At 70.6% G+C, this 18,155-nt stretch carries 18 protein-coding genes; 15 read left to right on the plus strand and 3 right to left on the minus strand.

Going from position 1 to position 18,155, the window contains the following annotated elements; translation table 11 throughout:
• Window positions 1-27 precede the first annotated feature (27 nt).
• From Q8Q71_RS08360 to Q8Q71_RS08395, 8 genes are all read left to right on the plus strand, one after another.
• Window positions 28-1,302, plus strand: coding sequence for an aspartate kinase (locus Q8Q71_RS08360; protein ID WP_305759127.1), 1,275 nt, complete (start codon window positions 28-30; stop codon window positions 1,300-1,302).
• A complete protein-coding gene (locus tag Q8Q71_RS08365; RefSeq protein ID WP_305759128.1) occupies window positions 1,302-1,652 on the plus strand; it encodes a DUF3147 family protein in 351 nt (116 codons plus the stop codon). Before Q8Q71_RS08360 ends, Q8Q71_RS08365 begins: the two co-directional genes overlap by 1 nt.
• A gap of 72 nt (window positions 1,653-1,724) precedes the next feature.
• A complete protein-coding gene (gene ptsP / locus Q8Q71_RS08370; RefSeq protein ID WP_305759129.1) occupies window positions 1,725-3,929 on the plus strand; it encodes a phosphoenolpyruvate--protein phosphotransferase in 2,205 nt (734 codons plus the stop codon).
• A 196-nt stretch (window positions 3,930-4,125) separates the two neighbouring features.
• A complete protein-coding gene (locus Q8Q71_RS08375) occupies window positions 4,126-5,223 on the plus strand; it encodes a helix-turn-helix domain-containing protein (protein ID WP_305759130.1) in 1,098 nt (365 codons plus the stop codon).
• Between the two features lie 56 nt (window positions 5,224-5,279).
• Window positions 5,280-6,419, plus strand: a complete 1,140-nt coding sequence (gene ispG / locus Q8Q71_RS08380; RefSeq protein ID WP_305759131.1) for a flavodoxin-dependent (E)-4-hydroxy-3-methylbut-2-enyl-diphosphate synthase — start codon at window positions 5,280-5,282, stop codon at window positions 6,417-6,419.
• Between the two features lies 1 nt (window position 6,420).
• The gene (locus tag Q8Q71_RS08385; RefSeq protein ID WP_305759132.1) at window positions 6,421-7,017 is read left to right on the plus strand and encodes a glutathione S-transferase family protein; all 597 of its coding nucleotides are present in this window, start codon (window positions 6,421-6,423) and stop codon (window positions 7,015-7,017) included.
• Window positions 7,018-7,117: 100 nt separating this feature from the next.
• Window positions 7,118-7,600 (plus strand): translation initiation factor 2, encoded by a 483-nt coding sequence (locus Q8Q71_RS08390; RefSeq protein ID WP_305759133.1) that lies wholly within the window; start codon window positions 7,118-7,120, stop codon window positions 7,598-7,600.
• Entirely contained in the window at window positions 7,597-8,142 is a 546-nt protein-coding gene (locus Q8Q71_RS08395; protein WP_305759134.1) for a hypothetical protein, read from the plus strand. The genes Q8Q71_RS08390 and Q8Q71_RS08395 overlap by 4 nt, the downstream gene beginning before the upstream one ends.
• Before the next feature lie 45 nt (window positions 8,143-8,187).
• On the opposite strand, the gene Q8Q71_RS08400 is transcribed toward Q8Q71_RS08395, so the two are convergent.
• A complete protein-coding gene (locus Q8Q71_RS08400) occupies window positions 8,188-8,967 on the minus strand; it encodes a sulfite exporter TauE/SafE family protein (protein ID WP_305759135.1) in 780 nt (259 codons plus the stop codon).
• A gap of 62 nt (window positions 8,968-9,029) precedes the next feature.
• On the minus strand, window positions 9,030-9,656 hold the full coding sequence (locus Q8Q71_RS08405; RefSeq protein ID WP_305759136.1) for a response regulator: 627 nt from the start codon (window positions 9,654-9,656) through the stop codon (window positions 9,030-9,032).
• A gap of 186 nt (window positions 9,657-9,842) precedes the next feature.
• Between Q8Q71_RS08405 and Q8Q71_RS08410 the strand changes: the two genes are divergently transcribed.
• Both Q8Q71_RS08410 and prfA read left to right on the plus strand, forming a co-directional pair.
• On the plus strand, window positions 9,843-11,264 hold the full coding sequence (locus Q8Q71_RS08410) for a S9 family peptidase (RefSeq protein ID WP_305759137.1): 1,422 nt from the start codon (window positions 9,843-9,845) through the stop codon (window positions 11,262-11,264).
• Between the two features lie 34 nt (window positions 11,265-11,298).
• A complete protein-coding gene (prfA, locus tag Q8Q71_RS08415) occupies window positions 11,299-12,366 on the plus strand; it encodes a peptide chain release factor 1 (RefSeq protein WP_305759138.1) in 1,068 nt (355 codons plus the stop codon).
• Here the strand turns inward: prfA and Q8Q71_RS08420 are convergent.
• The gene (locus tag Q8Q71_RS08420) at window positions 12,363-13,595 is read right to left on the minus strand and encodes a YihY/virulence factor BrkB family protein (RefSeq protein WP_305759139.1); all 1,233 of its coding nucleotides are present in this window, start codon (window positions 13,593-13,595) and stop codon (window positions 12,363-12,365) included. The two genes, prfA and Q8Q71_RS08420, sit on opposite strands and share 4 nt — an antisense overlap.
• 74 nt (window positions 13,596-13,669) lie before the next feature.
• Here Q8Q71_RS08420 and Q8Q71_RS08425 point away from each other — a divergent pair, with 74 nt between their 5' ends.
• The 5 genes from Q8Q71_RS08425 (at window position 13,670) to Q8Q71_RS08445 (ending at window position 18,153) form a co-directional block, all read left to right on the plus strand.
• On the plus strand, window positions 13,670-14,458 hold the full coding sequence (locus Q8Q71_RS08425) for an MOSC domain-containing protein (protein ID WP_305759140.1): 789 nt from the start codon (window positions 13,670-13,672) through the stop codon (window positions 14,456-14,458).
• The gene (gene prmC / locus Q8Q71_RS08430) at window positions 14,455-15,333 is read left to right on the plus strand and encodes a peptide chain release factor N(5)-glutamine methyltransferase (RefSeq protein WP_305759141.1); all 879 of its coding nucleotides are present in this window, start codon (window positions 14,455-14,457) and stop codon (window positions 15,331-15,333) included. Before Q8Q71_RS08425 ends, prmC begins: the two co-directional genes overlap by 4 nt.
• Before the next feature lie 279 nt (window positions 15,334-15,612).
• Entirely contained in the window at window positions 15,613-16,563 is a 951-nt protein-coding gene (locus Q8Q71_RS08435) for a DUF4167 domain-containing protein (RefSeq protein ID WP_305759142.1), read from the plus strand.
• Window positions 16,564-16,682: 119 nt separating this feature from the next.
• Complete coding sequence (locus Q8Q71_RS08440; RefSeq protein WP_305759143.1) at window positions 16,683-17,327, plus strand: DUF4893 domain-containing protein; 645 nt, start codon at window positions 16,683-16,685, stop codon at window positions 17,325-17,327.
• A 115-nt stretch (window positions 17,328-17,442) separates the two neighbouring features.
• Window positions 17,443-18,153: a DUF4893 domain-containing protein gene (locus Q8Q71_RS08445; RefSeq protein ID WP_305759144.1), complete on the plus strand. Its 711-nt coding sequence runs from the start codon at window positions 17,443-17,445 to the stop codon at window positions 18,151-18,153.
• Window positions 18,154-18,155: the final 2 nt, after the last annotated feature.

Below are 18,155 nucleotides of genomic sequence, written 5' to 3' on the forward strand. Positions count from 1 at the left end.
CCACGCAAGACGGGGCGACACGGCACGATGACGCGGCCAGCTACGACGCGACTGGTGATGAAGTTCGGCGGCACGTCCATGGGCGACCTCGAGCGCATCCGCCGCGCCGCCCGCATCGTCGCCGCCGAGGCCGCCAGCGGCAAACAGGTCGCCGTCGTCGTCTCGGCCATGGCCGGCAAGACCAACGAGCTGGTGGCCTGGACCGACGGCGCCGGCCGGCCCGCACAGGGGATCGAACTGTCCGACGACGAATACGACGTGGTCGTCGCCTCGGGCGAACAGGTCACCGCCGGCTTGCTGGCCCTGACCCTGCGCAACATGGGCCTCAACGCCCGCACCTGGATGGGCTGGCAGATCCCCATCCTGACCGACGACGCCCACGGCCGCGCGCGCATCGACGACGTGCCCGGCGAGGTCCTAGGCGCCGCCATGGACAAGGGCGAGATCGCCGTCGTCCCCGGCTTCCAGGGCGTCAGCCGCTCGGGCCGGATCACCACCCTGGGCCGGGGCGGTTCCGACACGTCTGCGGTCGCTGTGGCCGCCGCCCTGGACTGCCCGTGCGACATCTACACAGACGTCGACGGCGTCTACACCACCGACCCCCGCATCGAGAGCCGGGCCCGCCGCCTCGAGAAAATCTCCTACGAAGAGATGCTGGAGATGGCCTCGCTGGGGGCCAAGGTGCTGCAGACGCGCTCGGTCGAACTGGCCATGGCCAAACAGGTGCCGCTGCGCGTGCTATCCAGCTTCATCGAACCCGACGAGAACGGCGCCCTGCCCGTCAATGCCGGCACCCTGATCTGCGACGAGGAGGAAATCGTGGAAAAACGCATCGTGTCCGGCGTCACCATGAGCCGTGACGAGGCCCGCATCACCCTGTTGGGCCTGTCCGACCGGGTCGAGGCGCCCGCCGACGTCTTCACCCGGCTGGCCGAGGCCAACGTCAACGTGGACATGATCGTGCAGTCGCAGGCGCGCAGCGAGGGGGCGGTCAACCTGACCTTCACCACGGGCCGCCGGGACGCCGCCCGCGCCGCCGAGCTGATGCGCGCGGCCCAGCACCAGATCGGCTTCGAGGAGCTGCGCGTCGACGAGGATGTGGCCAAGGTTTCGGTCGTCGGCGTCGGCATGCGCAGCCATGCGGGCGTGGCCCAGACCATGTTCCGGGCCCTCGCCGACAAAGGGGTGAAATTCCAGGCCATCTCGACCTCCGAGATCAAGATCAGCGTCCTGATCGACGCGGCCTATGCGGAACTGGCCGTTCGCGCGCTTCACGCGGCCTACGGTCTCGAAACCGTCTGATGCTGTACGGGGTCATCAAGGCCCTGCTCTCCGGCCTTCTGGTGGGGCTGGTGTCCGAGACGGCGCGCCGCAACGCCGCGCTCGGCGCCCTGTTCGCCTCCCTGCCGCTCGTCTCGGTGCTGGGCATGATCTGGCTGTGGCGCGACACTCGCGACTCCGCCCGCCTGGCCGATCATGCGCAGGCGACCTTCTGGTATGTGCTCCCGTCCCTGCCCATGTTCCTGCTGATCCCCGCGCTGTTGCGTCGGGGCGTCGGCTTCTGGCCCGCCCTTCTCGCCGGGTGCGCGCTGACGGTAGTCCTGTATGGTGTAACCGTAGCCGTCGCAGCGCGCGTCGGCGTCAGACTGTAGGGCGACGGCATGCCGGTGGGCGGATTGACGACGAGGGGGCCGCGGAACCTCCTTCGCCAGATCCGCGAGGCCATGGCCGGGGCGGCGCCGGCCCAGGATCGCCTCGACATGGTGGTTCGCACCATCGCCCAGTCGATGGTGGCCGAGGTCTGCTCCATCTATCTGCGCCGCGCTTCCGGCGAACTGGAACTGTTCGCCACCCAGGGCCTGAACCCCGCCGCCGTGCACAAGACCCGGCTGAACCCCGGTGAGGGTCTGGTCGGCGAGGTCGCCCGCCTGGCGCAGCCGATCAGTCTGTCGGACGCGCCGTCCCATCCCAGCTTCGCCTATCGCCCCGAGACCGGCGAGGATCCGTATCACGCCTTCCTCGGCGCGCCCCTGCTGCGCGGCGGCCGGGCGATCGGCGTTCTGGTCGTCCAGAACCGCTCCGAGCGGCGCTACGACGAGGAGGAGGTCGAGGACATCCAGACCATCGCCATGGTCCTGGCCGAGACCGTGGCCTCGGGCGAACTGCTGGCCCAGGACGAACTGCGCGACATCGAGGTGGCGCCGCACCGGCCCGAACGGCTCAAGGGCCAGCGCTTCGCCGAAGGCCTGGCCTACGGCCGCGTCGTGCTGCACGAGGCCCCGGTCCCGCCCGAGAACCTGCTGGCCGAGGATCCGCAGGTCGAGGAAGTCCGCCTGCGCGAGGCCCTGGTCGGGCTCAAGGCCAATATCGATTCCCTGCTGGAAGGCGGTCAGGGCAAGCTGGCGGGCATCTCGTTCGAGGTGCTCGAAACCTACCGGATGTTCGCCGACGACCGGGGCTGGAACCGGTCGCTGGAGGAGGCGGTGCGCACCGGCCTGACCGCCGAGGCCGCCGTCGACCGCGTCCGCAACGAGCACCGGGCCCGCTTCGCCAAGGCGCGCGACCCCTACATCAAGGAGCGGCTGCACGACTTCGAGGATCTGGCCAACAGGCTGCTGCGTGTCCTGGCGGGCGACAAGCCCGGCGAGCGCGACCTGCCCGACGACGCCATCCTGGTGGCCCGCAACCTCGGCCCCGCCGACCTGCTGGAATATCCCCGCCACAAGCTGAGGGGCCTGCTTCTCGAAGAAGGGTCGGCAGCCAGCCACGCCGCCATCGTCGCCCGTGCGCTTCAGATTCCCTGCGTCGGCCGGTTGATGGGCCTGCGCGATCGCCTGTCCGAAGGCGACCTGGTCATCGTCGACGGCGAGACCGGCGAGACCTATCTGCGCCCTCGTCCGGACATGCTGGCCGCCGTCCAGTCGCGCATGGAGGTCCGCAGCGAACGTCAGGCCGAGTTCGCCCGGCTGCGCGACGTCCCCGCGGTCACTGCGGACGGGACCCGCGTCACCCTGCTGACCAACGCCGGCCTCGCCGTCGACCTGGAGAACCTCGACGCCACGGGGGCCGAGGGCATCGGCCTGTTCCGCACCGAATTCCAGTTCATGGTCTCCGAGGAACTGCCCCGCCTCGACAGCCAGACCGCCCTGTACAGCCTGGTGCTGGACGCCGCCGGCGACCGCCCGGTCATCTTCCGCACGCTCGATATCGGCGGCGACAAGGTCCTGCCCTATCTGGAGACCGAGCGGGAAGAGAATCCGGCCCTCGGCCGCCGCGCCATCCGGTTGGGCCTCGACCGCCCCGGGCTGCTGAGGTTGCAGGTGCGGGCCCTGCTGACCGCGGCCGCCGGGCGCGAGTTGCGGGTCATGTTCCCGATGATCGCCACGGTCGACGAGTTCCGCGCCGCGCGCGACCTGGTCGACGTCGAATGCACCTGGGCGAAGCGCCGGGGCCGGGCCCTGCCCGCCCTGCTGCGCGTCGGGGCCATGATCGAATGCCCCAGCCTGCTGTGGCACCTGGACGCGCTTCTGCCCCTGACCGATTTCGTCTCGGTCGGCACCAACGACCTGTTCCAGTACATGTTCGCCGCCGACCGCACCAATCCGCTTGTGTCGGATCGCTACGATCCGCTGTCGCCCCCGGCGCTCCGGGCCCTCGCCGAGATCCAGAAGCGATGCGCCGACACCGGCACGCCGGTCTCGGTCTGCGGGGAGATGGCAGGCCGGCCGCTGGAGGCCTTCGCCCTGCTGACCCTGGGCTATACCCGGCTGTCGGCGCCCGCCGGCGGCGTCGGCCCGGTCAAGCGGATGATCCTGTCGGCGGACCTGCCGGCCGCCCGCCGCGGCATGGCCAACCTGCTGGGATCGTCCGCCGGCTCGATCCGGGGCGAACTGGAATCCCTGGCCCGAAAATTGAACGTCGCGATCTGAACCGTCCCGGTCCGATACGGCCCGTGATGCCTAACAAATCGTTGATCGGTCGACTCAAATGAGTTATCCACAAGGCGGAACCGGGTGGTCTGCGGGGGCAGGCCCGAACTGTCATCCCGATATGATACAGGCCCCGGGTTCGAGTACGGCGTCGCGCGAGGAATCCTCTCGCGAGTCGAGTGTGGGGTCAGGCGTAATGGCGCTGGATACGGGGAACAGCCCCGAAGAGCTTGGAGCTCATCCAGACTGGAGGGATGTCGTTCCTTCCGTCACCGATGCGCCGACTCTGGGCGACGGCCTGCGCATCGCCCGGGAGCACGCCGGCCGGTCGCTGGCCGAGCTGTCCAGCCTCACGCGCGTTCCGGCCCGCTATCTGACGGCGCTGGAACAGAACGACTTCTCCACCCTGCCCAACCGGGTCTTCTCGATCGGCTATGTGCGCGCCTACGCCGGCGCCCTGGGTCTGGACGAGCAGCTGGCGGTCGAGCGGTTCAAACGCGAGAGCCCCGACCCCTCCGTGCCGCTGCAGGCCCCTGTCGGCGTCGCATTCGAAGAGGTGAAGCGCTATTCGCCCCGCCTGATCGCCGCCGGCCTGGCCCTGGTCGTGGCCGTGGTCGGCTGGAACGTCTTCCAGCGCGTCAGCCTGATGCGGGCGCCGCAACCGTCCGACATCGCAGCCATTCCCGAAAGCTGGACCCTCGGCGCCGTGCCGGGCCAGTCGGCCTCGCTGCGCCTGACCGCCCCGCGCCCCGCGCCCCCGGACCAGACCATTCCGGCCCTGTACATCACCCCGGGGCTGGAAGCCGAGCTGACCGGCCTCGATCCGGCCTCGCCCGAAGCCCTCGCCGCCGCGGCCGCCAGCGCGCCGCCGGTGCAGCGCGCCTTCAATCCCCGCGGCGCCATCTACGGCGCCTCCGCCAGCGCCTCCCAGGTGGTCCTTCAGGCGCGCAAATCGGCCTATCTGGTGGTGCGCATCGGCGACGGCACCACCCTGTTCGCGCGCCAGCTCGCCGCGGGCGACGCCTGGCGGGCCCCGGCCGGCGTGTCGGCCACCCTCGACGTCTCGGATCCGACGGCCTTCGACGTCTATCTGAACGGCGAGCACAGCGGCTCCCTGCAGGCGGCCCAGACCTCCCTGGCCCAGCTCAACACCCGCGCCCAGGCCTTGGGCCGTCAGGCCGCCGCCGAGGTCGCCGCCCGCACCGAGGCCGCCCGCGCCGCCGCCGTCCAAGCCCAGGCCCAACTCCAGGCCGCCTCCGTCCAGAGCGCCGTCGTCAACGTCACGGGCGGCTGATTGCGACACCGCCCGTCGTGGCCATGCCGCAATCGAAGGCCTATGCTGGAGGCCTCATGAGCGCTGACCTTTCTCACATTCGCCCGTGGCGCCATATCGAGCGCCGCCAGAGCCGCCAGATCATGGTCGGGAGCGTGCCCGTGGGCGGCGGCGCCCCGATCAGCGTCCAGTCGATGACCAATACGCCGACCTCGGACGCGGCGGCGACCCTCGACCAGATCCGCCAGCTGGAAGAGGCCGGGGCCGACATCGTCCGCGTCTCCTGCCCCGACGAGGAGTCCACCGCCGCCTTCCGCACCATCGCCCGCGAGTCCAGGGTCCCGCTCGTCGCCGACATCCATTTTCACTACAAACGGGGCATCGAGGCGGCCCAGGCCGGCGCCGCCTGTCTGCGCATCAACCCGGGCAACATCGGTTCGCCCGACCGCGTGCGCGAGGTCATCCAGGCCGCCAGGGACCACGGCTGCTCGATGCGCATCGGCGTCAACGCCGGCTCGCTGGAGAAGGAACTGCTGGAGAAATACGGGGAGCCCTGTCCCGAGGCCATGGTCGAGAGCGCGCTCAGCCACGCCCGGATCCTGCAGGATCACGACTTCCACGAGTTCAAGATTTCGGTGAAGGCCTCCGACCCCTTCCTGACCGTCGCCGCCTACCAGCAACTGGCCGAGGCCATCGACTGCCCCCTGCACCTCGGCGTCACCGAGGCCGGCCCGCTGCGCTCGGGCACGATCAAGTCCGCCATCGGCATGGGCAACATGCTGTGGGCCGGCATCGGCGACACCATCCGCGTCTCCCTCGCCGCCGATCCGGTGGAAGAGATCAAGGTCGGCTTCGACATCCTCAAATCGTTGGGTCTGCGCCACCGCGGGGTCAACATCATCGCCTGCCCGTCCTGCGCGCGTCAGGGCTTCAACGTGATCGAGACCGTCGGCATCCTGGAAGAGAAGCTGGCCCATGTGACCACGCCGATGTCGCTGTCGATCATCGGCTGCGTCGTCAACGGCCCGGGCGAGGCCCTCTACACCGACGTCGGCTTCACCGGCGGCGGCGCCGGCTCGGGCATGGTCTATGTCAACGGCAAGATGGCCCACAAACAGCACAACGACGGCATGATCGATCACATCGTCGACCTGGTCGAACGCAAGGCCGCCGAACTGGACGCCGCGCGGAACGCCGCCCTCGAAGCCGCCGAGTGACATGAAACTCTACATCACCGCACCGTCCCCCTACGCCCGCAAATGCCGCATCGTCGCCCGCGAGAAGGGCCTGGCCAGCCGCATCGAGGAGATCGCGGTCGATCCCTATGCGAACGCGCCCGAACTGCTGGCCTCCAACCCCGTCGTCCAGGTCCCGACCCTGATCGCCGGGGACGGCCTGCCGATCAACGACAGCCCGGTGATCTGCGAATACCTCGACGGCCTCGGCTCCGGCCCGCGCCTGCTGCCCGCCGACGGCCCGGAACGGTTGCGCGTGCGGCGGCTGGAAACCCTCGGGAACCAGGCGCTGGAGATGGGGGTCAAACTGGTGCTGGAACTGCGCCGCCCCGAGCACGAACGGTCGCCGTCGTGGATCGACCGCTGGACCGGCAACATGGCCCGGGCGCTCGACGCCCTCGAGGCGGCCGCGCCGGATCCCGGCGGGATCGATATGGGCGTCATCACCGCCGGCGTCGCCGCGACCTGGATCGGCTTTCGGCACCCCGGCTTCGATCTGTCGACCCGTCGGCCCCGGCTGATGGCGCTGCAGGCGGCGCTCGAGGAACGGCCCAGCTTCGCGGAGACGCGCCCCGGTTGATTGGATCCGCCACTTTTTGGTGATTGACCGACCCGGCAGCCGCTGCCATCTAGCTGTTCAGGCTCGCCGGGGGGTGAGCTCTGTCTTCTTGGGGGCCATCATGATTTCAAACCGTTATGCGCGCTTCGGCGTGCGCGCGCTCACGCTCGTCGGCGTGGCGCTTTCCCTGCCGGCCTGCGCCACCATCACGCGCGGCTCCAGCCAGGAGTTCACCGTCGAGAGCACGCCGCCCGGCGCCCGTGTCTCGACCTCGAACGGCTTCCAGTGCGACGCCACGCCCTGCACCTTCCGCATGCCGCGCAAGGACGAGTTCCGCGCCACCGTGTCGATGGACGGCTACGCCACCCAGACGCACGACATCAAGAGCGGCATCTCCGGCAGCGGGGCCGCCGGCCTGGCCGGCAACGTCATCTTCGGCGGCGTGATCGGCGCCGTGGTCGACGGTTCGTCAGGCGCTCTGAACGACCTGACTCCCAACCCGCTGGTCGTGACCCTGCGCACCCCGGCGGAACAGGCGCGCTGGGACGCCGACCAGGCCGAGGCGTCGCGTCAGGCCGCCGCCGCCAGCGGACAACAGCCGTGAACGGCGTCCTCATCGCGCGGCGCCTCGCCGCCGTCGCCGCCGTCGCCGCCCTGATGGGCCTGACCGCCTGCGCCACCCCCTCGCGGCCCGAGGCGATGAGCCTCCCCGCCACGCCAGGTCTGACCGCGGCTGCGAGCGATCTCGGCTACAGGTCGGTGACCTCGGTGATCGTCAGCGGCGGCCGTGAAACCAATCCGATGTTTTCGGCCCAGGTTTCCAACGAGGACTTCAAGACCGCCCTCGAGGCCTCGCTCGACGCCGCCGGCTACATGGGCGCGGACGGTCCGCCGATGGTCGTGACGGCCAACATGATCGAGCTGAACCAACCGATGATGGGTCTGGACATGTCCGTGACCAGCCGCATCCAGTACTCGGTGACCAGCGACGGCCGCGTGGTCTTCAATGACACGGTCGCCGCCACAGGCACCGCCACCATGGGCGAGGCTTTCGCCGGGGTCGAGCGGCTGCGTCTGGCCAACGAGAAGTCGATCAAGGAGAACATCAGACAGTTCCTGCAGCGGTTCCGCAGCACGGCGCGCTGATGCGCGGGGCGGGATCGGCGAAAAGCCGGTCCCGCCTCTTTCCTTTCAGGCCACCATTCCCGCCAGCTGCAATCCCTGGAAGCCCGCCAGCAGCAGCAATACCGCGCCGACCGCATAGGTCATCGCCTTTCTGGGCACCCGCTTGGCGATCAGCCCGGCGAAGGGCGCCGCAACCAGTCCGCCGACAACCAGACCGCCGACCGCCGTCGCATGGTTCTCCAGCGCCCCGGCGTCGGCCCAGTGACCGGTCATCAGCGCCCAGACGAAGGTGGCGCTGATGGCCACGGTCAGGAAGAACTCGGCCGTATTGGCCGTGCCGATGGCCCGGCGCGGCTCCTGCCCGGCCCCAACCAGGGTCGAGGACACGGTCGGTCCCCAGCCGCCCCCGCCGACGGCGTCGAGGAAGCCGCCGACCAGGCCCAGCGGCCAGGTGACCCATGACGGGATGTGGCGAAGCAGGATGTCATGGCCGGCCCGCCACAGGATGTAGAGGCCCATGACCCCCAGATAGGCGACCACGAACGGCTTGATGACGTCGCCCTCGATCCCGGTCAGCACATAGGCGCCGACGCAGCCGCCGATCACCCCGGCGACGGCCAGCGGCAGCAGCAGCCGCCAGTCCACGTTGCGATGCGCGATATGGCTGCCGGCCGAGGCGGCCGTGGTGAAGACCTCGGCCCCGTGGACGCTGGCCGAGGCCATGGCCGGCGGCACGCCGAAGGCCAGCAGAACCGACGACGAGATCACCCCATAGGCCATGCCCAGGGCGCCATCGACCGACTGGGCCACCACGCCGACGACGAAAAACAGCAGAAAGGTTTCCATTCAGTCCGATCGCACAGCCTGGCCTCGTTCCGCAAAGCTTTGCCGGGCCTTTGGTTGCGCCGTCAGGGCGCCACGGCTCCGCTGGCGACCGTTCGGGCGATGGCGTCCAACACATCCCGGCCCCCATAGGGTTTGAGCACCAGGGCGGCCGCCAGCCGGGCGTGCCGGGCCGCCGCCTCGACATTGCCGGTCAGGAAGATGACCGGAACGCCCCATGTCCGCGTCAGCGTCCGGGCCAGGTCGACGCCGTCGCCGTCGCCGGCCAGGTTGATGTCCAGCAAGGCCAGATCGATCGCGTGCAGCCCCGCCGCCGTCCTGGCGGCCGCCGCATCCGAGAACGGGCCGATCACGCCATGACCCGCTCCGGCCAGCATCTCGGTCAGATCGGAGGCCATGCCCGGGTCGTCCTCGACGATCATCAGGGTCAGGGGCCGGTGCGCGGGAACCGCGGTCCCCGCAGCGGGGACCGGGCCGCCCTGCCGCGTCAGCACCGCGCGCAGATCGCGCCAGACCTCTGCCGGCGGCCGCGATCCATCCAGGTCGAAGATGCGCGCCATGCCAGCCAGCTCGGCCAGGGCCTCCGCTCCGGGTGGGACCGGCGGTTCGGCCAGCAGGCCGTCGTACCTCGCCCGCAGCCGGTCCAGTTCGCCTCCGCCTCCGATCTTCGCGTTCAGCCTTCCGTCGAACATGCGCCCTCCGCTCCTTGCCCGGGGCGAACCTGGGGGCCCGGGGCGGCGAACGGAAGCGCGGCTGACGGGCTTGTGAGGCCAGGTCACGATCGCGCCATCGCCCTGCGCGCCCGGCTGCCTGTCAAAATCGTAACTGGACCGCCTTCCGGGCCGCCCCTAGCCGTGCCGGGTCTGAAGGAGTTCCGCATGCGACTTGCTCCCGGTGTGATGATCCTCACGGCGCTGCTGGCCATGGCCGGGCAGTCGGCGGCCCGGACGCCGCCCCAGACTCCGCCCCCGGCTCCGCCGCCGTCTCTTCAGGCCGCCAATTCGGCGCCCCCGGCCGATCCCGCCTTCGCCTGCCACGTCGGCCTCTACCGGATGGAGGACAGGGGGCTGGTCGATATCGCGCCTGTGACCGGGCCCGGCGGACGCTGGCGCACGCTCGACGGCCAGACCGGCCGCCTGACGCCCCTGCCCGACGGCGGCTGGAAGAACACCCAAGGCTGGTCCGACCGTGTCCAGGGTTCGCAGGTGCAGCTCGGCGCCTGCGGCGACGGCCGCCTGACCTTCGACGGCCGCGAGGCCCGGCGGGTCGAACAGACCGCGGTCGAGACCACATTCGCGGGCGCCGGCGGCGTCCTGCTGAAAGGCCGCCTGATCCTGCCGCCGGGCGACGGTCCCGCTCCGGTCATGGTCGAGGTCCACGGATCGGAATCGTCCAGCGCCCGGGACTTCAACTGGTTTCAGCGCCTGTCGCCCGCCGCTGGCGTCGGGGTGTTCGTCTATGACAAGCGCGGCACCGGCGGGTCCGAAGGCCGCTACACCCAGGACTTCAACCTGCTGGCCGGCGACGCGGCGGCCGCGGTCGTCGAGGCCCGGCGCCTGGCCGGCTCGCGCGCGGGCCGCATCGGTCTTCACGGCGGCAGCCAGGGCGGCTGGGTCGCTCCCTTGGCCGCGACCTTGACCCCGGTCGATTTCGTCGTCGTCGGCTTCGGCATGGCCGAGGGTGTTCTGGCCGAGGACCGCGAGGAGATGCGTCAGGATCTCGAAGCCAAGGGCTGGGGTCCCGACGTCGTCGCCACGGCCCGCGAGATCCACGAGGTCACGGCCGCCTTCGTCCGTTCGAACGGCGCCGTCGGCTTCGCCGGCCTCGACGCCGTCCGCGCCCGCTATTCTTCCGAACCATGGTGGAACGACCTGAGCGGCGACTTCAGCTCCGTGCTGCTCAAGTCCACCAACGAGCAGATCACGGCCATGAAGGACGAACTCGATATCGGCATCCTGTGGGACTACGACCCCATGCCCGTGCTGCGCTCGGCCGATGCGCCCATCCTGTGGATCCTCGCCGCCGACGACACCGAGGCCCCGCCGGAGGGCACGCGGGAGCGGCTGACGATGCTCGCCGCCGAGGGTCGTCCGATCACCCTGCTGCAGTACCCCGACGCCGACCACGGCATCATCGAATTCGAGCGTGGCGCCGACGGATCGAGGATCGAGACCCGCTATTCCGAGGGCTATATCCAGGCCGTTCTGGACTGGGCCGGGCACGGCGAGCTGCGCCACGACCTCGGACGCGGAACCGTGCTGGCGCGCCCCGCATCGACAGGAGCGCGTCCGGCGGAGTAAAGACCCGCCTCCCTTCCGAAGAGGCGCTTCTCCCTTGCGACTGCCCCAGGCCCGGCTCGATCAGGTGCTCGACCGCTTCCACCAGGTGGAGGCGCGGATGGGCGCGGCCTCGGACGGCCAGGAGATCGTGCGTCTGTCGAAGGAGCATGCGGAGATGAAGCCGGTGGCCGACGCCGTCATGGCGCTGGCCCGCATGCGGTCCGAGATGGACGACCTCGAGGCCATGGCCGCCGATCCGGAAATGGCCGAGATGGCCGCCGACGAGCTGCAGGCGCTGAAGGAGCGCCTGCCGGGCATGGAACGCGACGTCGCCCTGCTGCTGGCCCCGCGCGACGCCGACGAGAACGCCTCGGCCGTGCTCGAAGTGCGCGCCGGCACCGGCGGCGACGAGGCGGCCCTGTTCGCCGGCGACCTGTTCCGCATGTACTCCCGCTACGCATCCACCCGCGGCTGGAAGGTCGAGCTGGACTCGGCCACCGAGGGCGAGGCCGGCGGCTACAAGGAGATCATCGCCACCGTCACCGGCGACGGCGTTTTCGGCCGGCTGAAGTTCGAGAGCGGCGTCCACCGCGTCCAGCGCGTTCCGACCACCGAGGCCGGCGGCCGCATCCATACCTCGGCCGCCACCGTCGCCGTCCTGCCCGAGGTCGAGGACGTCGAGATCGACATCCAGGACAAGGACATCCGCATCGACACCTTCCGCGCCTCGGGCTCGGGCGGCCAGCACGTCAACAAGACCGATTCCGCCGTGCGCATCACCCACTTCCCGTCCGGGATCGTGGTGACCTCGTCCGAGAAGTCGCAGCACGTGAACCGCGACAAGGCGATGAAGAACCTGCGGGTCCGCCTCTACGACATGCAGCGCCAGATGAAGGACGACGCCCGCTCGGACTCGCGCAAATCCCAGGTCGGCTCGGGCGACCGTTCCGAGCGCATCCGCACCTACAACTTCCCGCAGGGACGGGTGACCGACCACCGCATCGGTCTGACCCTGCACAGCCTGCCCCAGATCCTCGAGGGCGACCTCGATCCCCTGCTCAACGCCCTGATCGCCGAGGATCAGGCCGCCCGTCTGGCCGACCTGGAAGCCGAGTTCGGCTAGAGGTTCTCCGGGTCCTTGCGGGCTCGCCGCCTCAGCAGCCGGTCCGACAGCGCCTCGGCATGCTTCAGCGTGAAGGCCAGCGCCGCCGGCGAGCCGCGCCGGGGTCCGACCGTATCGGCCACCACCGCGCCGCGCTCGCCGATCGCCCGCGGGTCGCCCGTGGTCGTGTCCATCGCCGTCTGGTGCTCGATCTCGGCGTTCAGCTCGGCCCCCATCAGGATGATCTGCACGCTCAGCCAGGTCCAGAGCAAAAAGCCCATCATCGCCGCCAGCGGCCCGTAGGAGGCCGTGCGCACGAAGGTTTGCAGATACCAGCTGAACACCAGCGACAGGGTCAGGCTCAGCAGGGCGGCGAAGATCGCGCCCGGCGTCAGCCAGCGCCAGCGCGCCTTCTGCCGGCACGGTCCCAGACGGTAGATCAGGGTCAGGGCCGCGCCATAGACCAGCAGAAGCACGGGCCAGCGAAGCGGCGCCAGATGGCTCCATTCCGCCGCCCAGCCGAACACCCCGAGAATCAGGGGCACGCCCACGATCAGGCCCGCCGTGATCAGGATCGAAGCCAGGCCGCCGACGGTGAAGGCCATGCACATCAGATTGTACTTCACGATGTGGCGCTTCTCGACCTCGTGATAGGCGACGTTCAGCCCGTAGAAGAGCACCTTGATCGCCCCGTTGGCGGTCCACAGCGACAGGGCCAGGGTCCAGACCAGGGTGAAGGTCAGCTGGGTGTTCGAATTCTCGGCCAGACGCTGCATCTCGCCCGACAGGAACTGCGCCACGCCCGGGGGCATCACCGAATACAGGAACGACACCCGCGCCGGCGCGTCCGCCGGATCGGCGAACAGGCCGTAGACGGTCACGAAGGCCGCCAGCGTCGGGAACAGCGACAGCATGACGAAGAAGGTCACGCCGCCGGCGAGGAATCCGATCCGGTCGCCGAAATAGGACATGCCCAGCCGCCAGAAGATGTCGACCCAGCCCTTGTGCGGGATATGCTCGGGCCGCTGGGCCAACCGGCCCCGGCCCGGGTCCCTGGTGTCGAATTCCTCGGGCGTCGGCGGGCGAGGGGGCAGGGGGTCGGGCCGCTCCTTCCGCAGCTCCAGCCCGAATTTGTGCCCTCGGGTGTACAGCAGGTGCGCCACCCCGCCGCCCGCCGCCAGTCCGCCCGCGATCGCCCCGATGATCGCCCAGGCGCCGGGTCCGCTGGCCTTTTTCGAGTGTTTCTGCATTCCGGCCACAACGGCTCCTCCGGCGCCTGCGTTCCGCCGCTTGCGCAGGGGGCCATGCTCCGGCACGAAGCGCCATGGCCGAGACACCGCTTGCGTCCGCCGAAGGCGTCGTCGCCGCCCTGTGGCGGCATCCGGTCAAGGGTTTCACGCCCGAGCCGCTGGACGCCGCCGAGCTGCCGACCGGCGGCTGGTTTCCCGGCGACCGGATGTTCGCGGTCGAGGACGGCCCCTCGGGCTTCGACCGCGCCGCGCCCGAACACCTGCCCAAGCAGAAATTCACCGTCCTGATGCGCACGGCCGAGGTCGCCGGCGTCCGAACGCACTGGGACGAGACCGCCCGCATCCTGCATGTCGCCGCCGCCGGTCATCCCGACCGCGCCGTGGCCGTCGACGAGCCGGTGTCCCGCGCCGCCTTCGAGTCCTGGCTGACCGCCGTGCTCGGCGACGCCGTCTCCGGCCCCCTGCGGCTGGTCTCCGCCGAGGGTCTCGACCACCGGTTCATGGACCATCCGCTGGGCCGCATCTCCCTGCTCAACCTCGCCAGCGTGCGCGATTTCGAGGCCCGCGTGGGCCGCCCGCTCGATCCGCGCCGTTTCCGGGCCAATGTCTGGGTCGAGGGTTGGCCGGCCTGGATCGAGAACCAGGGCGCCGACCGCGACCTGACCCTGGGCGGCGCGCGCCTGCGCGGGGTCAAACCCATCGTCCGCTGCGCCGCCACCCATGTGGACCCCGACACGGCCGAGCGCGATTTCGATCTGGTCCCGGCGCTGTTCGATCAGTATGGCCACCGCTGGTGCGGCCTGTATGCGACCCTCGCGGCGGGCGGAACGGTGCGCGTCGGCGACCGCGTGGAGATGACATGACCCAAACGCTCGTCAGCGCCTGGAAGGCCGCAACCGCCACGCTCAAGGCCGGCCGCATCGACAGCCCCTCGATCGACGCCCGTCTGTTGCTCGAGGTCGCCGCCGGCTGCTCGCGCACCGATATCCTGACCGATCCCTACCGCGCCGTTTCCCCCGATCAGCAGGCCGCCCTTGACGCCTTCGTCGAGCGCCGCCTGCGCCGCGAACCCGTGTCGCGCATCCTCGGCAGGAAGGGCTTCTGGAAGATCATGCTGAACGTCACCCCCGACGTGCTCAGCCCCCGCCCGGACACCGAGGCCATCCTCGACGTCGTCATGCTGGCCTTCCCGCCGCACAAGGCCTTCGAGATGATCGACCTGGGCACCGGCTCGGGCGCCATCCTGCTGGCGACCCTCGCCGAGCGATTCGGCGCCCGCGGCGTCGGCACGGACGTCTCCTCCGAGGCCCTGGCCGTGGCCAGGGAGAACGCCGCAAATCTCGAGCTCGACAACCGCGCGACCTTCCTGCGCACCGAATGGGCCGCGGGCTTCGGCGACGACAGTTTCGACCTGGTCGTCTCCAACCCGCCCTACATCCCCTCGGGCGACATCCCCGGCCTCGACCCCGAGGTACGCGACCACGATCCCCTGCTGGCGCTGGACGGCGGCCCCGACGGCCTGACCGCCTATCGCGAACTGGCCCCCGAGATCCGCCGCATCCTCCGCCCCGAGGGGATCTTCGCCGTCGAGATCGGCTGGGACCAGGGCCCCCAGGTAAAGGCCCTGTTCGAGGCGGCGGGTTTCGACAGGGTCATCGTCGTCAAGGACCTGTCCGACCGCGACCGGGTGGTCACGAACGGTCCCGACCCACGGACCAATCCCATTCCGAAGATGTAGGCGACCGAAAACTACCCCTTGGAAACCGGCCCCGCCCGCGCTAAGTCTTCGCCTGTCTCCCACCCAAAACGCACGCCTTGGTCCGCTTCTGGCCCATCCACGCGCGCTCAGGGCAGTGACGGTCGGGCCAGGTCGCCCGGCGGACCACGGGGCGGCAACGGATTTCCGATCACATCGTCAGCGGGGATTGGCCTCGCGCGAAGCGGAACGACGACACGGACGGCGACAGGCTGCACCTCGCAGGCCCGCCCGTCCCCACACAAAGCACGGTAGCCTCCGATGAGAGATTTCAAGGGCATGAAGCGTCAGCGCGGACGCAACAGGAAGCCCGGGAGCGGCGGCGGCAACAACAACGCCAACGCCACCAATCCGAACCGGTCCTGGGACTCCCAGGGCCCCGAGAACATCAAGGTCCGCGGCAACGCCCAGACCGTCTATGAGCGCTACATGCAGCTGGCGCGCGACGCCTCGGCCGCCGGCGACCGGGTGCTGGCCGAGAACTACACCCAGCACGCCGAACACTATTTCCGCGTCCTGCGCGCGCTGCAGCCCTCGCGTCCGGTGTCCGAGATCGCCCAGCGCGAACTGGCCGGCCAAGGCTTCGACATCGATTTCGAGGACGAGACCGGCGCCCAGGCCGCCGCCATCATGGCCGCCGAAAAGGTCGAGGCCGACCGCGTGGCCCAGATCGAGGCCCGCCAGCGCGAGAACGAGGAGCGCGACCGCTCCAACGACCGTCAGGGTGAACAGCCCCGCCGCGAATGGCGCGACCGCGACGACCAGCCGCGCCCCGACCGTGAAGCGCGCGAGCCCCGCGAACCGCGGGAGCCCCGCCCCGAGGGCGAGGGCGTCAACGCCGACGGCAGCCGTCGAGAGACCCGCCGCGAACGCTGGGAACGCCGCCAGCTGGAACGCAACGCCCGCTTCGACCGCGAAGGCGGCGAGCCCCGCGCGGAGGGCGAGGCCGCGCCGGCCGAAGTCGCCGACGAAGCCCCCGCGGCCTCCGTCGAACGTCCCGCCCGCGCCGAACGCCCGGAACGCCGTCCTCGTCGCGACGCCGGCGTGGCGACCGACGACGGTCCCTCCGCCCTGCCGGGCTTCCTGACCCGTTCGGCCGCCCCCGCGCCGGCCGCTGTTCCGGACGTCGTCGAGGCCCCGGTTTCCGACGAGGCTCCCGCGCCCAAGCGCCGCGCGCCGCGCCGCAAGGCCGAGGTTCCCGCCGGGGACTGACCCCGGTCGCCGCCCCACAGGGGAACCTGACCCCGCCGGGAGCCCGCGACACGAGCGCGCGCTTGACGCCGCCGCCCATGACTGGCCCAAAGAGCGCCCCGACCTGTTCCGGAGCGCCCATGTCACGCCTGTCGCGGTCCCCGGCCCTGATCCTCGTCGCCGCCCTCGTCCTCGCCGCCTGCGCCTCGACCCCGCCGCCTCCGCCGCCGCCCGGCGGGTCCGGCGCCCTGCGCGACTGGCGCGGCATCGTCACCGCCTCCGACCGTGACCGCTACAGCCGCCGCGACGCCGCCTGGTCCCTGGCCCTGCAGCAGGCGCGACGCCAGCCGGGCTCGGGCGACCTGCGCGCGCTCGGCGAACTGATCGCGCCCGACGCCCAGCGGCCCTCGGTCGCCCCCCCGCCCGGCGACTACCGTTGCCGCACCGTCAAACTGGGCTCCCAGGGCGGCGAGGATGGCCTGGGCTATGTCGTCTACGGCTGGTTCGCCTGCCGCATCGAGGCCACGCCGAACGGGCTGAAATTCTCCAAATTGACCGGCAGCCAGCGGCCCGGCGGGCTCCTCTTCCCGGAGGACGACCGCCAGATGGTGATGCTGGGCTCCATGTCGCTGGCGGCGGAACCGCCGGCCAACTCCTACGGCCAGCGCCCGGACCGCGACCTGATCGCGGTGCTGGAGCGGATCGGCGAGCGCCGCTGGCGCCTGGTCATCCCCTGGCCCCAGGCCGAGTCCAACCTCGACCTGATCGAGCTGGTCCCGGCTTGATCCACGCCGCGTCCGGTCGGGAGGTCCGAAGGACCGACGACCTTAGCCCGGCGAGGCTGAACCTCGCCGGCCTCCATCCGTTTGAACGGCTCGGCCCTTCAGCGGAGTCCTCCGGATGCGAACCCTCATCGCCGTCGCCACGCTCGCGGTCCTGCTCGCCGCCTGCGGCGAAACCTCCGCGCCGGCGCCCGGCGAGCCCGCGGCCCTTCCGCCGCCCGAGGCGACCGGCGCCCCGCCGTCCTCGCCTTCGCCGGCCGGCCCGCCCGCCGAAGGCGAGCAGGGCGGGACCGCCGACTGGCGGCAGGTCGTCTCCGCCGCCGACGCCGCCAGCCTGGGCCGTCTCGACCAGGCCTGGCGCCTCGGCCGCGCCGAGGCCGAGGACAAGGGGTTCGCCGAAAAGGTCGAGGCTCTCGGCCCCCTCGTCGACCCCAACGCCGGTCAGGCGGACCGCCTCCAGCCCCCGCCGGGAACCTACCGCTGCCGCGCCATCAAGCTGGGGACCAACACTCCCGGCGGGCTGGGCTATCTCGAATATCCGTTCTTCCGCTGCACGATCGAGCTGACTGCAGGCGGCGACCTGATCCTGACCAAGGTCACCGGCTCCCAGCGCACCCGCGGCCTGCTTTATCCGGACACGGATCGCCGGCTGGTCTACGTCGGCGCCGCGGCATGGGGCATGGATGAGACCAGCTTCCTCCGCTACGGCGAGCAGAATATTCGCGACCAGGTCGGCGTCTTCGAGCGCATCGGCGCCGACCGCTGGCGACTGGTCATCCCCTGGCCGAAAGTCGATTCCAAGCTGGAGATTCTCGAACTGGTCCGTTGACG

Source organism: Brevundimonas sp., assembly GCF_030704825.1.
Taxonomy (GTDB): Bacteria; Pseudomonadota; Alphaproteobacteria; order Caulobacterales; family Caulobacteraceae; genus Brevundimonas.

Coding starts and splice junctions, on each gene's coding strand:
- Q8Q71_RS08360 (WP_305759127.1), top strand. CDS start 28: ATGACGCGGCCAGCTACGACGCGACTGGTGATGAAGTTCGGCGGCACG.
- Q8Q71_RS08365 (WP_305759128.1), top strand. CDS start 1,302: ATGCTGTACGGGGTCATCAAGGCCCTGCTCTCCGGCCTTCTGGTGGGG.
- ptsP (WP_305759129.1), top strand. CDS start 1,725: ATGGCCGGGGCGGCGCCGGCCCAGGATCGCCTCGACATGGTGGTTCGC.
- Q8Q71_RS08375 (WP_305759130.1), top strand. CDS start 4,126: ATGGCGCTGGATACGGGGAACAGCCCCGAAGAGCTTGGAGCTCATCCA.
- ispG (WP_305759131.1), top strand. CDS start 5,280: ATGAGCGCTGACCTTTCTCACATTCGCCCGTGGCGCCATATCGAGCGC.
- Q8Q71_RS08385 (WP_305759132.1), top strand. CDS start 6,421: ATGAAACTCTACATCACCGCACCGTCCCCCTACGCCCGCAAATGCCGC.
- Q8Q71_RS08390 (WP_305759133.1), top strand. CDS start 7,118: ATGATTTCAAACCGTTATGCGCGCTTCGGCGTGCGCGCGCTCACGCTC.
- Q8Q71_RS08400 (WP_305759135.1), bottom strand. CDS start 8,967: ATGGAAACCTTTCTGCTGTTTTTCGTCGTCGGCGTGGTGGCCCAGTCG.
- Q8Q71_RS08405 (WP_305759136.1), bottom strand. CDS start 9,656: ATGTTCGACGGAAGGCTGAACGCGAAGATCGGAGGCGGAGGCGAACTG.
- Q8Q71_RS08410 (WP_305759137.1), top strand. CDS start 9,843: ATGCGACTTGCTCCCGGTGTGATGATCCTCACGGCGCTGCTGGCCATG.
- Q8Q71_RS08420 (WP_305759139.1), bottom strand. CDS start 13,595: ATGCAGAAACACTCGAAAAAGGCCAGCGGACCCGGCGCCTGGGCGATC.
- Q8Q71_RS08425 (WP_305759140.1), top strand. CDS start 13,670: ATGGCCGAGACACCGCTTGCGTCCGCCGAAGGCGTCGTCGCCGCCCTG.
- prmC (WP_305759141.1), top strand. CDS start 14,455: ATGACCCAAACGCTCGTCAGCGCCTGGAAGGCCGCAACCGCCACGCTC.
- Q8Q71_RS08435 (WP_305759142.1), top strand. CDS start 15,613: ATGAGAGATTTCAAGGGCATGAAGCGTCAGCGCGGACGCAACAGGAAG.
- Q8Q71_RS08440 (WP_305759143.1), top strand. CDS start 16,683: ATGTCACGCCTGTCGCGGTCCCCGGCCCTGATCCTCGTCGCCGCCCTC.
- Q8Q71_RS08445 (WP_305759144.1), top strand. CDS start 17,443: ATGCGAACCCTCATCGCCGTCGCCACGCTCGCGGTCCTGCTCGCCGCC.